The sequence below is a fragment of the Pseudomonas sp. A125 genome, from assembly GCF_055409485.1.
In genome coordinates, this window is sequence record NZ_JBUZVP010000009.1 from 100,249 (window position 1) to 114,208 (window position 13,960).

A 13,960-nucleotide genomic window follows, 5' to 3' on the forward strand; every position below is an offset into this window, starting at 1 on the left:
GCGGGCTCAACCGGCCCGACGCAACAGCCAGAAGCCGGCCACGGCGCAGATGCCGGTCGGTACCAGCACCGCAAACAGCGGCGAGAAACCGAATACCAGGCTGGACGGCCCCAGCAGGTCCTGGGCAATACGGAACGTGAAGCCCACCAATACGCCGGTAAACACACGCTGGCCGAGGGTGACGGAGCGCAGCGGGCCGAAGATGAACGAGATCGCCATCAGCACCAGCGCGGCAGTCACCACCGGCTGCAACACCTTGACCCAAAACGCCAGCCAATAACGACCGTTGTTCAAGCCCTGGTCCTTGAGGTAATGGATATAACCCCACAGGCCGGAGATAGGCAGGCTTTCCGGAATCATCACCACCGTGTTCAGCAATTCAGGCTTGAGGGAAATATCCCACGGCTCTGTCGGCACATTGATCACTTCGGTGCTGGAGGCCGCACCCTTGCCGATATCGCGGAAATAGGTGGTGCTCACTTCGCTCAGTTGCCACTTTTCGTCGGCGTACTGCGCACGTTTGGCGAAGCTGGACGACAGAAGGTGACGTTCCTTATCGAAATGATAACGGGTGACACCGATCAACAAGCCGCCCGGCTGCACGGCGTTGATGTGGATAAATTCTTCACCCTGACGGTGCCACAGGCCATGCCTGGAGCTCTGCGCATCACCCGAACCCTGGGCCAGCGCACGATTGGCCTGGGCCGTGGATTCGGCGGGAGGCGCCACGTATTCACCGATCAGCACGCTGACCACCATCAGCAACAGCATCGGCTTCATGACCGCCCACACGATGCGGCCGATGGAAACCCCCGCCGCGCGCATGATGGTCAGTTCGCTGTTGCTGGCCAGGCTGCCCAGGCCGATCAAACAGCCGATCAGCGCAGCCATCGGCATCATGTCGTAGAGACGACGGGGTGCGGTCAGCGCCACGTAGCTCAGAACGTCGGCAACGGTGTACGTATCGCTGACGTTGCCGACTTCATCAATGAAGGCGAACAGCGAAGCCAAACCCAGAATAATGCCCAGTACCGCAAGGATTGCGACCAGGACGCTGCTACCAATGTAGCGGTCGAGCTTAACCACGAGCCATCTCCTTCATGCTGCGACGACTCTGCATCTTCAAGCGCAACGGTTCCCAATAAAGCAGGCCCAGGCCAATCGCCAGGAAAACCCCGTGGACCCACCACAACCCGAGGGCCGGCGGCAGCTTGCCCTTCTCCAGGGAGCCACGGGCGGAAATCAGGATGGTCAGGTACGCCATATACAGCAGGATCGCCGGCAACAGCTTGAGGAAGCGGCCCTGGCGTGGGTTGACCCGGGACAGCGGCACGGCCATCAAGGTCACGATAAACACCAGCAGCGGCAAGGAAATCCGCCATTGCAGCTCGGCGATCGAGCGCAATTCCTTGCTGCCGATCAGGTCGGGCGTCGGGATCGCGTCGCGGTCGGTGACCTCGTCGCTGACGTCCGGCCGGGCCAGCATCACGCCATAAGTGTCGTACTTGATTGCGCGGTAATCGGCCTGCCCGGGGCTGCCGTCATAGCGATAACCGTTCTCCAGGATCAGGTAGCGGCTGCCGTCCGGGCGCACTTCCTGGCGCCCGCTGTCGGCCACCAGTATGGAAATACCACGGTCTTTCTGGTTCTGGCCGAGGTTTTTCTGGGAGATGAACACACCGCCCAGGTTGGCACGGTCATCCGACAGTTGCTCGGTGTAGGTCACCCGGGTGCCGTCGTTGAGCGCCTGAAAACGGCCTGGCTCCAGGGTGTCGAATTCGGTCATGGCGTCCTGTTTGTTGAGCACCAGTTGGAACTGCAAGGCACCCTGGGGCGCCAGGCTCAGGCTCAACCAGGCCACGATCAGCGCGATACCGGTGGCCGGGACCATGGTCATGGCCAGCAGGCGCTGCTGGCTCATGCCGGTGGCCGACAGCACGGTCATTTCGCTTTCAAGGTACAAGCGGCCGTAGGCCAACAGGATCCCGAGAAACAGGCCCAGTGGCAGGATCAGCTGCAGGAAGCCTGGCAGGCGAAAACCCATGATCAGGAACAGCGAGCCTGGATCCAGGGCGCCCGAGGCAGCCTGGGCGAGGTATTTGACGAAGCGACCACTCATGATGATGACCAGCAATACCGCACTCACGGCACTCAGGGTCAACAGGACTTCGCGGGACAGATAACGGAAGACGATCAAACCAGACACTCCAGGGTTGTCAGGCTAAGGCGGCCAAACAAGCAAGCATATCGAGTCGACCCTGTGACACAGGCCGGCTAAAAAGATGGCGCATTATCCTGTGATTGGTCGCGCCTGTCACGGAGCTTGCTCGTGCACGTGCACAAAGCTGCCCACAAGGGTTGTCAGCCTCGGGCGGCGAGGTTCAAACTGCGGCCTTTGTCGCGAGCGGCCTACAGGCTGCCAAGCTTACAAGCCGGAGTACAGACTCCAGGCTCACTGACCTTTATAAGGGACCCGAAAATGGAACTGGTTGTAAAAAGCGTTAGCCCCGAAACGTTGAAAACCGCCACCCTCGTGGTCGCTGTCGGCGAAGGCCGCAAGCTCGGCGTTGCCGCCAAGCAACTGGACGAACTGAGCGGCGGCGCCATCAGCGCGGTCCTCAAGCGCGGTGACCTGGCCGGCAAAGTCGGCCAAAGCCTGCTGCTGCAAAGCCTGCCCAACCTTAAAGCCGAGCGCGTATTGCTGGTGGGCGTGGGCAAGGACGCCGAACTGGGCGACCGCCCGTTCCGCAAGATCATCAGCAGCATCCTCACGACCCTCAAGGGCCTGGGCGGCACCGACGCAGCGCTGGCGCTGGACGAAATCGTGGTCAAGGGCCGCGATAGCTACGGCAAGACCCGCCTGCTGGCCGAAAGCCTGCTGGACGGCGGCTACGTCTTCGACCAGTTCAAGAGCACCAAGGCCGAACCCCGCGCCCTGAAGAAAGTCACCCTGCTGACCATCAAGGCCGCCCAGGCTGAAGTCGAACGCGCCGTGACCCATGCCCAGGCCATCGCCGGCGGCATGGCGTTCACCCGTGACCTGGGCAACCTGCCTCCGAACATCTGCCACCCCACCTACCTGGGCGAACAAGCCAAGGCATTGGGCAAGGAATTCAAGGGCCTCAAAGTTGAAGTCCTGGATGAGAAAAAGATCAAGGAACTGGGCATGGGCTCGTTCTATGCCGTGGGCCAGGGCAGCGACCAGCCGCCACGCCTGATCGTGATGCAATACAACGGCGGCAAGAAGTCCGAGAAGCCTTACGCCCTGGTCGGCAAAGGCATCACCTTCGACACCGGCGGCATCAGCCTCAAGCCGGGCCTGGGCATGGACGAGATGAAGTACGACATGGGCGGCGCCGCCAGCGTATTCGGTACCCTGCGTGCCGTGCTGGAACTCAAGCTGCCGATCAACCTGGTGTGCATCCTGGCCTGCGCCGAGAACATGCCAAGCGGCGGCGCGGCGCGTCCGGGCGATATCGTCACCACCCTCAGCGGCCAGACCGTGGAAATCCTCAACACCGACGCCGAAGGCCGCCTGGTATTGTGCGACGCCCTGACCTACGCCGAACGCTTCAAGCCCCAAGCCGTGATCGACATCGCCACCCTCACCGGCGCCTGCGTGGTTGCCCTGGGCGCCCACACATCGGGCCTGCTGGGCAACAACGACGAACTGATCGGCCAACTACTCAGCGCCGGCAAGGCGGCTGACGACCGCGCCTGGCAACTGCCGCTGTTCGACGAGTACCAGGAACAGCTGGACAGCCCGTTCGCCGACATCGCCAACATTGGCGGCCCGAAAGCCGGCACCATCACTGCAGCCTGCTTCCTGTCGCGCTTCGCCAAGAACTTCAACTGGGCCCACCTGGACATCGCCGGCACTGCCTGGACCAGCGGCGGCAAGGACAAGGGCGCCACTGGCCGTCCGGTTCCATTGTTGACCCAATACCTGCTGGACCGCGCCAAAGCCTGAAACTGACGACCCCGGGGCGGCGATTTCAACGCCGCCCCGACCGTAGCAGCTGCCGAGCCCCGGCGAGGCTGCGTCAGCGGAATATCTGACACACCGCAACGCAGCCTCGCTTAGGCTCGACAGCTGCTACGGGATTTCGTGGTGGTCGATCAGACAGTATCTACACATGCGGCGCGGCTATCAGGACCCCCAATGACCCAAGTCGACTTCTATATATTGCCCAGCGCCGATCCTTCCGCGCGCCTGGACTTTGCCTGCAAGCTCACCGAAAAAGCCTGGCGCATGGGCCACCGCATCTACCTGCATTGCAGCGACGCCGCCCAGCGTGACGACCTCGACGCCCGCCTGTGGCGCTTCAAGGGCGAAAGCTTCGTGCCACACGGCCCCGCCGAATCAGAGCCTGACGGCCTGGTGGTACTGGGTTTGGGCGACAGCTGTGGCGACCACACAGACCTGCTGGTCAACCTCGACCTGAAAGTACCGGCCTTCGCCAAGGGTTTCGCCCGTGTGGCGGAAGTGGTGGTGGAAGACCCGGCTATTCGTCAGGCCGCGCGGGAGAGTTTCCGTTTCTACCGTGAACAGGGCTATTCTCTGCAAGATCACCGGCTACAACGACTTTGAGCACATGATGGACACTCCAAACCCGCTAAAAGACTCTGACCACCTGCTGGATGACCTTGAGTCGATCCGCAAGCTGCTCGGTGATGATGACCTGCAACCGCCGCTGCTGACCGATGCGGTCAACGGTGACGTACAAATTCCTTTGCTGTTCGATATGGTCGGTGGCAAGCCTGTGGCGCCGCAGCCTGTCGAAACGCCCGTGGCGCAAGCCACGCCTGCTCCAGCGGTTGCCGTACCAGCCGCCGAAAAAGCGCCCGACGCCCTGCTGCTGCACCTGGACAACGAACTGCGCGCCGCCGCGCAATTGATCATGCAAGACGTGATCGACGATTTTGCCCCGCATATCGAAACCGAGATCAAGCGCCGACTGGATGCGCGCATGGAGCGGTTGTTGAGCCAGTATCAGAACTGAGTTCGAACCCAAATCCCTGTGGGAGCTGGCTTCCCTGCGATAGCGGTTTTTCAGTCAACCTCATCAGTGACTGCTACACCGCAATCGCAGGCAAGCCAGCTCCCACATTTGCCCTATCCCCCGCTATACTTGTCGGCTTTCCTGAATTAATGCCAACTAGGGTCCCGCCGCGCATGGATAAGACCTACCAGCCGCACGCTATTGAAACTTCCTGGTACCAGACCTGGGAGTCCGAGAATTATTTCGCTCCGCAAGGCGCGGGCGATGCCTACACCATCATGATTCCGCCACCGAACGTCACTGGCAGCCTGCACATGGGCCATGGCTTCAACAATGCGATCATGGATGCCCTGATTCGTTTCCGCCGTATGCAGGGTCGCAACACCCTGTGGCAGCCAGGCACCGACCACGCCGGTATCGCCACCCAAATGCTGGTGGAACGCCAACTGGAAGCTACCGGCCAAAGCCGTCACGACTTGGGTCGCGAGAAATTCCTGGAAAAAATCTGGGAATGGAAGGACCAGTCCGGCGGCAACATCAGCCGTCAGATCCGCCGCCTGGGTTCGTCCGTCGACTGGAGCCGCGAGCGCTTCACCATGGACGATGGCCTGTCGGAAGCCGTGAAAGAAGCCTTTGTGCGCCTACATGAAGACGGCCTGATCTACCGCGGCAAGCGCCTGGTCAACTGGGACACCAAGCTGCACACGGCGATTTCCGACCTTGAAGTGGAAAACCACGACGAGAAGGGTTTCCTGTGGAACCTCAAGTACCCGCTGGCTGACGGCGCCAAGACCGCCGAAGGCAACGACTACCTGGTCGTCGCCACCACCCGTCCGGAAACCATGCTGGGCGATGCTGCCGTTGCGGTTAACCCAAACGACGAGCGCTACCAGGCGCTGATCGGCAAGTTCGTTGAGCTGCCGCTGGTTGGCCGTCGCATCCCGATCATCGCCGATGATTACTGCGACCCTGCATTTGGCACCGGCTGCGTGAAAATCACCCCGGCCCACGATTTCAACGACTACGAAGTCGGCAAGCGCCACAACCTGCCGCTGCTGAACATCTTCGACAAGAACGCCGCTGTCCTGCCGGCCTGCCAGGTATTCAACCTCGACGGCACGCTGAACGAGAGCATCGACGGCAAGATCCCGGCTGAATACGCCGGCCTCGACCGCTTCGAAGCGCGCAAGCAGATCGTTGCGGCCTTCGACGCCGCCGGCCTGCTGGTGAGCGTTGACGACCACGGCCTCAAAGTGCCGAAGGGCGACCGTTCCGGCACCATCATCGAGCCCTGGCTGACCGACCAGTGGTACGTGTCCACCAAGCCGCTGGCTGAACCTGCGATTGCTGCCGTGGAAGACGGCCGCATCGCGTTCGTGCCTAAGCAGTACGAAAACATGTACTTCTCGTGGATGCGTGACATCCAGGATTGGTGCATCAGCCGTCAGCTGTGGTGGGGCCACCGGATTCCGGCCTGGTACGACGAGTCGGGCAAGGTCTACGTGGGCCGCGACGAAGCCGAAGTACGTGCCAAGCACAACCTCGGCCCGGACGTGGCGCTGCAACAGGACAACGACGTACTGGACACCTGGTTCAGCTCGGGCCTGTGGACGTTCTCCACCCTCGGCTGGCCGCAACAGACCGAGTTCCTGAAGAAATTCCACTCCACCGACGTGCTGGTCACCGGCTTCGATATCATTTTCTTCTGGGTTGCCCGGATGATCATGCTCACCATGCACTTGGTGAAAAACGAAGACGGCACCCCGCAGGTGCCGTTCAAGACCGTGTACGTGCACGGCCTGGTGCGTGACGGCCAGGGCCAGAAGATGTCCAAGTCCAAGGGCAACGTCCTGGACCCGCTGGACATCATCGACGGCATCGACCTGGAAACCCTGGTGCAAAAGCGCACCTCGGGCCTGATGCAGCCGAAACTGGCGAAAAAGATCGAGAAGCAGACCCGCGACGAATTCGCCGATGGCATTGCCAGCTACGGCACCGACGCCCTGCGCTTCACCTTCTGCTCGCTGGCGTCCACCGGCCGCGACATCAAGTTCGACATGGGCCGCGTCGAAGGCTATCGCAACTTCTGCAACAAGATCTGGAACGCTGCGCGCTACGTGCTGGATAAAGGCGAAGACTGCGGCCAGAACGGCGAGGCCATCGAGCTGTCCCTGGCGGACCGCTGGATCATCTCGCAGTTGCAGCGCACCGAAGCCGAAGTGACCCGTCAACTCGATCAGTTCCGCTTCGACCTGGCGGCGCAGGCCTTGTACGAGTTCATCTGGAACCAGTATTGCGACTGGTACCTGGAACTCTCCAAGCCCGTGCTGTGGGACGAGAACGCGCCGATCGAACGTCAGCGCGGCACCCGTCACACCCTGGTACGCGTGCTGGAAGTGGCGCTACGCCTGGCGCACCCGTTCATGCCGTTCATCACCGAAGAAATCTGGCAGCGCCTCGCGCCGCTGGCCGGCAAAGACGGCAAGACCATCATGCTGCAACCTTGGCCGGTGGCCAACGAGGCGCGCATTGATGAGGCGGCCGAAAGCGATATCGAGTGGCTCAAGACCCTGATGATGGGCACGCGCAACATTCGCGCCGAGATGAACATCGGGCCAGGCAAACCGCTGGCAGTGTTCGTGAAGAACGCCAGCAGCGAGGACCTGCGTCGTCTCACCGAGAATGACGCGTTGCTCAAGAAGCTGGCGAAGCTGGAGTCGATCACTGTATTGGCCGCAGGCGCCGAAGCGCCGCTGTCCGCCACCGCACTGGTTGGCGAGATGGAAGTGCTGGTGCCAATGGCCGGCCTGATCGACAAAAATGCCGAACTGGCGCGCCTGGACAAGGAAATCCTGCGCCTGCAAGGCGAAGTGCAACGGGTGGGCGGCAAGCTGTCCAATGCGGCCTTCGTCGACAAGGCCCCGGCCGAAGTCATCGAGAAAGAACGCGCCAAACTGGCTGAAGCAGAACAGGCTTTGGGCAAACTGGCCGAGCAACATGCACGGATTTCCAGCCTGTAAGGGGCAGCCCGTTTGAAAAAAGAGACCTTCGGGTCTCTTTTTTTTTGCCCAGGCAAGCAATGACATATCTCTTTGAAAACCCGATCAATGTGGGAGCTGGCTTGCCTGCGATGGCCTCACCTCGGTTTGGCAGATACACCGAGTCGCCTGCATCGCAGGCAAGCCAGCTCCCACATTTGACCGAGTTCGACTCAAGAATGTGGGACAATGCCCGCCACTTTGAGCCAAATTCCAGAATCGACGCAGCCCATGACCGCCCCCAGCACACCCAAAGCACCGCGCAAGAAGCCTAAATCCACTACGCAGGCCTTGCCCGTCGCGCCCCGGAAAGAGGCCACTTTGCACCCGCGTAACCGCCACCAGGGCCGTTACGACTTCCAGGCGCTGATCAAGACCACGCCGGAACTGGCGCAATTCGTGATCATCAACCCGTACGGCAAGGAAAGCATCGACTTCGCCAGCCCCGACGCGGTGCGGGTGTTCAACCGGGCGTTGCTCAAGGCGTTCTACGGCATCAATCACTGGGACATCCCGGCTGATTACCTGTGCCCACCGGTTCCGGGGCGTGCCGACTACGTGCACTTCCTCGCCGACCTGCTGGCCAGCGTCAACGAAGGCGTGATTCCCCGTGGCGCGCCGGTGAAGGTGCTGGACATCGGCATGGGCGCCAACTGCGTCTATCCGCTGATTGGCTACAGCGAATACCGCTGGAACTTCCTCGGCTCGGAGGTCGACCCGACTGCCGTGGCCGCCGCCAAGGCGATCGTGCAGTCCAACGGGCTGAACAAGGCCATCCAACTGCGCCAGCAAACCAATCCCAAGCAGATTCTGCTGGGCCTGCTGGAGCCGGGCGAGCGTTTTGACCTGACCATGTGCAACCCGCCGTTCCACGCCTCCATGGATGAAGCGACCAAGGGTAGCGAGCGCAAATGGCGCGCACTGGGCAAGGCTGATCCGAAGCGCAAGTTGCCGGTACTGAACTTCGGTGGTCAGTCGGCGGAACTGTGGTGTGAAGGCGGGGAAGCGCGGTTTGTGACGCAGCTGATCGCTGAAAGCGCGCATTTCCAGCATAAAGTGCTGTGGTTCAGCACCCTGGTGTCGAAGGCGTCAAACCTGCCGGCGATCCAGACAGCGCTGAGGAAGGCTGGCGTGCTGGAAAGCCAGGTAGTGGAGATGTCCCAGGGCCAGAAGCAAAGCCGCTTCGTCGCCTGGACCTTCCAGACCCCAAGCGAGCAACAGGTGTGGCGCCAGCGCTGGGCGCGTAAAGACTAACCCTGTAGGAGCGAGCTTGCTCGCGAAGAACCTACAGGCGCCGCGGGGTATCAGATGCCCCGCGTTATCGTTGACGATCTTCGCGGGCAAGCCCGCTCCCACAGTTAAAACCAAATCGCAGGCAACAAAAAACCGCGCCCGGATCACTCCGGAGCGCGGTTTTTTTTGCTGCGTCTTACTTGTTAACAGCGTCGGTCAGGCCTTTGGCCACAACCAGCTTGATAACTTTCTTGGCAGCGATTTCGATGGCAGCGCCAGTCGAAGGGTTACGGCCAGTACGGGCAGGACGCTCGGTCACTTTCAGTTTGCCAACGCCTGGCAGAGTGATTTCGCCGCCGTTTTCCAGCTGATCAGCAACGATCTGGCTCAGTTGGTCCAGCAGAGCACGCACGGTGGTTTTCGGTGCGTCTACAGCTTCAGCCAGATCAGCGATCAGTTGGTCTTTAGTAATAGCCATTGTGGTGTTCCTTCCCTATCAAATTCATTTGGATTGCAGAGTGCAGTGTCAGCCATCGAGCCCTGCCATCAAGGCCTGGCACCCAAGGGCTATAACCACGAAGATCGGGGTTATAGATACTTGAAACCGGGTTTGGTTCGACCTGACAAATGCTGAATGCACGCTTAACGCCCAGACTGCGCGTAAGACGGGGCAAAACTAGCACAGAGACGGGGAAATATCCGCCTCAACATACCCATTTGGTCAGCTTTATCGCTCTAAACCGTGAAAAAAAGGCATATAGCCCGTCAGACACCCTTCAAAACATCCTGCGAACAGCGCCATCCCCAGCGGGTGCGGTACACTGGCGACTTTTTCCGGGAGCCCAACCACTCCCCTTCACCTGCCGAGAAGCCCATGCCGATCCGTCATTGCATCGTCCACCTGATCGACAAAAAACCCGACGGCACACCCGCAGTTCTCCACGCCCGCGACTCCGAACTTGCCGAGTCGGCCGCGATCGAGAACATGCTTGCCGACCTCAACGAGAGCTATAACGCCAAGCAAGGCAAGGCCTGGGGCTTTTTCCATGCCGAGTCCGGCGCGCACCCGTTCAGCGGCTGGTTGAAGGAATACTTTGATGGCGGCAAGGATTTCACCGCCTTCAGCCGCATTGCAGTCGAACACCTGCAAAAACTGATGGAGGAGTCCAACCTCTCCACCGGCGGCCATGTGCTGTTTGCCCACTATCAACAGGGCATGACCGATTACCTGGCGATCGCCCTGCTGCACCACAGTGAAGGGGTGGCGGTGACCGATCAGTTGGACGTGACGCCGTCGCGCCACCTCGACCTTGGCCAGTTGCACCTCGCCGCGCGAATCAACGTTTCCGAGTGGCAGAACAACAAGCAGTCCAAACAGTACATCTCGTTTATCAAGGGCAAGAACGGCAAGAAGGTCTCGGAATACTTCCGCGACTTTATCGGTTGCCAGGAAGGTGTCGACGGCCCGGGTGAAACCCGCACCCTGCTCAAGGCCTTCAGCGACTTCGTCGAAAGCGAAGACCTGCCGGACGAATCCGCCCGCGAGAAAACCAAGACCCTGGTGGACTACGCCAGCAGCCAGGCCAAGCTCGGCGAGCCGATGGGCCTGGAAGAGCTGTCGGGGTTGATCGATGAAGAACGGCCTAAAGCCTTCTACGATCACATCCGCAACAGGGACTACGGCCTGTCGCCGGAAATCCCGGCCGATAAACGCACCCTTAACCAGTTCCGCCGCTTTACCGGCCGCGCCGAAGGCCTGTCCATCAGCTTTGAAGCGCACCTGTTGGGCGACAAGATCGAGTACGACGAAGCCGCCGGCACCTTGATCATCAAGGGCCTGCCGACCCAGTTGACCGACCAGCTCAAGCGTCGCAACTGATGCTGGGCGGGGTTCTGAAGAAAGTCCTGCTGGTATTGCTGGTGGTGGTGGTTTTCCAGAACTGGGGCAAGATCGAGCGGCTGTTCAACCCCTCGCAGGTGGTGCCGGAGCAAACACGCGTTGCGGCGCGTGTGGTGCTGTATTCCACCCAGTGGTGCGGCTACTGCAAGCAAACCAAGCGCTTTCTGGATTCGAAAGGGATTCCCTACCGCGAGCTTGATATCGAGAAGGACGCCCAGGCGCGCAAGGCGTATGAGGCGTTGGGGGGTGGCGGAATTCCATTTGTGGACGTGAATGGCACGCTGATTCGCGACTACAACCCTGAAGCGATCATGGCGGCCTTGAAGTAACCCGGCCCCACCCAGTGTGGGAACAAGCTTGTGTGGGAGCTGGCTTGTGTGGGAGCTGGCTTGTGTGGGAGCTGGCTTGTGTGGGAGCCGGGCTTGCCCGCGATGCAGGCGCCTCGGTCAGTCAGTTGCACTGAGGTGATGCTATCGCGGGCAAGCCCGGCTCCCACAAAAGCCCATTCCCTCCCAGCAAGGTGTGTGGCTTAGAAGTTGGCCTCCAGGGAAACCATCGCCGTACGCTCCTCACCTACGTTGTAGTAAGCCGAACTGGCCGCCAGGCCATTCACCGGCGCCGAGTTGAACGACACGGTGCGCGCCGAGCTCAAGTACTCCTTGTCAAACACGTTGAGCATCGAGAAGCGCAAAGCGGCCGACTTGAAGACCTTTTTGTCCACCGGCAGGTAGATACCGGCATTGAGGTCAAACACGGTGCGCCCGGAGATTTTCTCGTTGTTGGTCAAGTCACCGTAGAAGGCGCCCACGTACTTGCCGGCAATGTTGCCGTAGTAGCGCTTGTCGTCGTACCCGAACACCAGGTTGAACATGTTTTCCGGTACGTTGGCCAACTGGTTGCCCTTGGTCGGCAACAGCACGTTCTTGCTGGCAAAGTCGTCTTGCTGCTCGGACTTGGTGTAGGTGTACGACGCGTAATAGTTGAAGTTGTAGGGCAGCAGCCCGCTCCACTCCAGCTCCAGGCCTTTGTTGGTCACGTCACCCACGTTAGCCATCACGTAGTCACCGTTCAAGTCGGTGGTCGACAGCTGACGGTCCTTGAAGGTGATGTAGAACAGGGTGGCGCTCAGGGCCATTTTCTCTTCGGTGTAGCGCCAGCCCAGCTCCTGGTTCCAGCTCAACTCGGGGTTGAGGTTGAGGGAATCACCCTTGTTGTACAGCACATAGTTCTGCGGGGTACGCATGTTGCGGGTGACGTTGTAGAACGCCTGGTTGCTCTCGTCGACCTGGTACTTGGCACTGAAGTTCGGCAGGAACTGATGGTAGCGGGCGTTACGTTTTTCCGGCTTGTCGTACAGGCTGCCGAGGTTGTCGCCGTCACGCTCGACGTACTGGTACGCCAGGCCGCCGACAAAGCTCAGGTCTGGCGTGGCTTGCCAACTGTCCTGCACCCACAGCTTCTGGGCCGGGGTGACGGTGTATTGGTGGCGCCCTTGGACGGTCTTGCCATTCTTGTCGACCACTTGGCCGCCACTGTTGTAATCGCCCCAGATGTTGTCGGGTGCACCTTCGCTGTTAATCCCGATATACGGCTGGGTCTGGCGCTGGCGAGCGCGCTCGTACCAGTAGCCGTAGTCCAGGCTGTGCTCCTCGTTGATGTCCCATTTCATTTTGACGGTGACGCCAGGGCGCCAGGTCTCGGTCCATGAAGGGCGATAGTAGTTGGCCGACTTGAGGTTGCTCAGGTCGTAGTTGCCGCCCTTGTCGGACTTCGGCCCCAGGTTGGTCGCGGTCTGGCCGCTGAAACTGCCACCGTTGCCCCAGTAGTAATAAGGCGCAACCGTCAGGGCCAGGTCATCACGCAGGCGCCAGCGCTGGGTGAAGGTGGTCATGACACTTTCGAACGGGTTGCGGTTGAGCTTGTAGGAAGACGACAGCAAACCGTTCTTGTAGACCGGCGTTTCGGCGTAGTCCAGGCGCCGCCCCTGTTGTTGAAACTGGGCTTTGCTGAGGGTGTTGTAGTTGTAGTTTTCCTGCTTGTTGTACTTCATGGTGAAGTTGCTGGAGTTGCCATTGTCGTCTTCGAACAGCGTGCTCCACTCAACTTTGTCACCGCGCACAGTGCCCTTGCCGCGCCACTTGTCGCCCTCGGTGTGAGACGCCGACACCCACGTCTTGAAACCGCCCAGGTCACCGGTATTGAGCCGCGCGAAAGACTTTTGCAGGCTGTTGGAGCCGATGGATTGCTTGACAAACAACCCTGGCTCCTTGGTTGGCCGGAGGGTAACCATGCCGATATTGCCACCGCTGGAGCCGATGTGCGGGCCGTCCGCTTCGGAGGAGCCCTGGGTAACAAACACTTCACCGACGTTTTCCGGGTCGCCCAGTTGGTTGGCATACACGCCGTAGCTGCCGGAGTCGTTGATCGGCACGCCGTCCATGGAAACGCCGACCTGGTCGGAGTTCATCCCGCGCATGGTGAAGCTGGTGCCGCTCATGCCGCTGGCGTCATCACTGGAAACGTTGATGCCCGGCGTGTATTTGAGTTTGTCGATGGCGTTGGCGGTCGGGGCCATTTCGTCCATGGCTTCCTTGGTCACGGTGGACCGGGCCTTGGCACTTTCTTCCTGAATCATGTGGCCGGTGCCCAGGGTCCGTTCGCCGGCGACGTGCACCGAACCGACATCCTGCGAATCGTCTGCCAGAACCAGCGGCGCAAAGCCGCCCAGGCCCGATGCTAAAAGCAGGGCATAGAGTTTGTTGTAGGTCACGAGTAGATCCCTTACA

General features: G+C 60.5%; 11 protein-coding genes and 1 pseudogene. 7 read left to right on the plus strand and 5 right to left on the minus strand.

Annotated elements, in window-relative coordinates; genetic code table 11:
* Positions 1–6: 6 nt before the first annotated feature.
* A complete protein-coding gene (lptG, locus tag ACZRN6_RS14370) occupies positions 7–1,086 on the minus strand; it encodes an LPS export ABC transporter permease LptG (protein WP_322143322.1) in 1,080 nt (359 codons plus the stop codon).
* Positions 1,079–2,197 carry an LPS export ABC transporter permease LptF gene (gene lptF, locus ACZRN6_RS14375; protein ID WP_322143321.1) on the minus strand — a complete coding sequence of 373 codons (1,119 nt, stop codon included), beginning with the start codon at positions 2,195–2,197 and terminating at the stop codon, positions 1,079–1,081. The genes lptG and lptF overlap by 8 nt, the downstream gene beginning before the upstream one ends.
* A gap of 282 nt (positions 2,198–2,479) precedes the next feature.
* On the opposite strand from lptF, the gene ACZRN6_RS14380 reads away from it, so the two are divergent.
* The 5 genes from ACZRN6_RS14380 to rlmF all read left to right on the plus strand — a co-directional run bounded on the left by ACZRN6_RS14380 (position 2,480) and on the right by rlmF (position 9,295).
* On the plus strand, positions 2,480–3,970 hold the full coding sequence (locus tag ACZRN6_RS14380) for a leucyl aminopeptidase (protein ID WP_464008247.1): 1,491 nt from the start codon (positions 2,480–2,482) through the stop codon (positions 3,968–3,970).
* 192 nt (positions 3,971–4,162) lie between these two features.
* A complete protein-coding gene (locus ACZRN6_RS14385; RefSeq protein WP_322143319.1) occupies positions 4,163–4,591 on the plus strand; it encodes a DNA polymerase III subunit chi in 429 nt (142 codons plus the stop codon).
* A 7-nt stretch (positions 4,592–4,598) separates the two neighbouring features.
* Positions 4,599–5,003 carry a DNA polymerase III subunit chi gene (locus ACZRN6_RS14390; RefSeq protein WP_464008318.1) on the plus strand — a complete coding sequence of 135 codons (405 nt, stop codon included), beginning with the start codon at positions 4,599–4,601 and terminating at the stop codon, positions 5,001–5,003.
* 173 nt (positions 5,004–5,176) lie between these two features.
* Positions 5,177–8,023, plus strand: coding sequence for a valine--tRNA ligase (locus ACZRN6_RS14395; protein ID WP_322143318.1), 2,847 nt, complete (start codon positions 5,177–5,179; stop codon positions 8,021–8,023).
* A gap of 249 nt (positions 8,024–8,272) precedes the next feature.
* Positions 8,273–9,295 carry a 23S rRNA (adenine(1618)-N(6))-methyltransferase RlmF gene (gene rlmF / locus ACZRN6_RS14400; RefSeq protein WP_322143317.1) on the plus strand — a complete coding sequence of 341 codons (1,023 nt, stop codon included), beginning with the start codon at positions 8,273–8,275 and terminating at the stop codon, positions 9,293–9,295.
* On the opposite strand, the pseudogene ACZRN6_RS14405 reads toward rlmF, so the two are convergent.
* Positions 9,286–9,385: pseudogene (locus tag ACZRN6_RS14405) on the minus strand (outer membrane lipoprotein carrier protein LolA); the annotation flags it as partial. The gene rlmF and the pseudogene ACZRN6_RS14405 overlap by 10 nt on opposite strands.
* Positions 9,386–9,470: 85 nt before the next feature.
* A complete protein-coding gene (locus ACZRN6_RS14410) occupies positions 9,471–9,752 on the minus strand; it encodes an HU family DNA-binding protein (RefSeq protein WP_003212743.1) in 282 nt (93 codons plus the stop codon).
* A 396-nt stretch (positions 9,753–10,148) separates the two neighbouring features.
* Between ACZRN6_RS14410 and yejK the strand changes: the two genes are divergently transcribed.
* Together yejK and ACZRN6_RS14420 are read left to right on the plus strand one after the other, a co-directional pair.
* Positions 10,149–11,153 carry a nucleoid-associated protein YejK gene (yejK, locus tag ACZRN6_RS14415; protein WP_464008248.1) on the plus strand — a complete coding sequence of 335 codons (1,005 nt, stop codon included), beginning with the start codon at positions 10,149–10,151 and terminating at the stop codon, positions 11,151–11,153.
* Complete coding sequence (locus tag ACZRN6_RS14420) at positions 11,153–11,503, plus strand: glutaredoxin family protein (RefSeq protein ID WP_322143316.1); 351 nt, start codon at positions 11,153–11,155, stop codon at positions 11,501–11,503. The genes yejK and ACZRN6_RS14420 overlap by 1 nt, the downstream gene beginning before the upstream one ends.
* 200 nt (positions 11,504–11,703) lie before the next feature.
* On the opposite strand, the gene ACZRN6_RS14425 is transcribed toward ACZRN6_RS14420, so the two are convergent.
* The gene (locus ACZRN6_RS14425) at positions 11,704–13,944 is read right to left on the minus strand and encodes a TonB-dependent receptor (RefSeq protein WP_464008249.1); all 2,241 of its coding nucleotides are present in this window, start codon (positions 13,942–13,944) and stop codon (positions 11,704–11,706) included.
* Positions 13,945–13,960: the final 16 nt, after the last annotated feature.

Excerpts from the sequence above, each read along its gene's own strand:
- ACZRN6_RS14410 (WP_003212743.1), bottom strand. The coding sequence starts at position 9,752 with ATGGCTATTACTAAAGACCAACTGATCGCTGATCTGGCTGAAGCTGTA.
- ACZRN6_RS14380 (WP_464008247.1), top strand. The coding sequence starts at position 2,480 with ATGGAACTGGTTGTAAAAAGCGTTAGCCCCGAAACGTTGAAAACCGCC.
- ACZRN6_RS14390 (WP_464008318.1), top strand. The coding sequence starts at position 4,599 with ATGGACACTCCAAACCCGCTAAAAGACTCTGACCACCTGCTGGATGAC.
- rlmF (WP_322143317.1), top strand. The coding sequence starts at position 8,273 with ATGACCGCCCCCAGCACACCCAAAGCACCGCGCAAGAAGCCTAAATCC.
- ACZRN6_RS14395 (WP_322143318.1), top strand. The coding sequence starts at position 5,177 with ATGGATAAGACCTACCAGCCGCACGCTATTGAAACTTCCTGGTACCAG.
- yejK (WP_464008248.1), top strand. The coding sequence starts at position 10,149 with ATGCCGATCCGTCATTGCATCGTCCACCTGATCGACAAAAAACCCGAC.
- ACZRN6_RS14385 (WP_322143319.1), top strand. The coding sequence starts at position 4,163 with ATGACCCAAGTCGACTTCTATATATTGCCCAGCGCCGATCCTTCCGCG.
- ACZRN6_RS14420 (WP_322143316.1), top strand. The coding sequence starts at position 11,153 with ATGCTGGGCGGGGTTCTGAAGAAAGTCCTGCTGGTATTGCTGGTGGTG.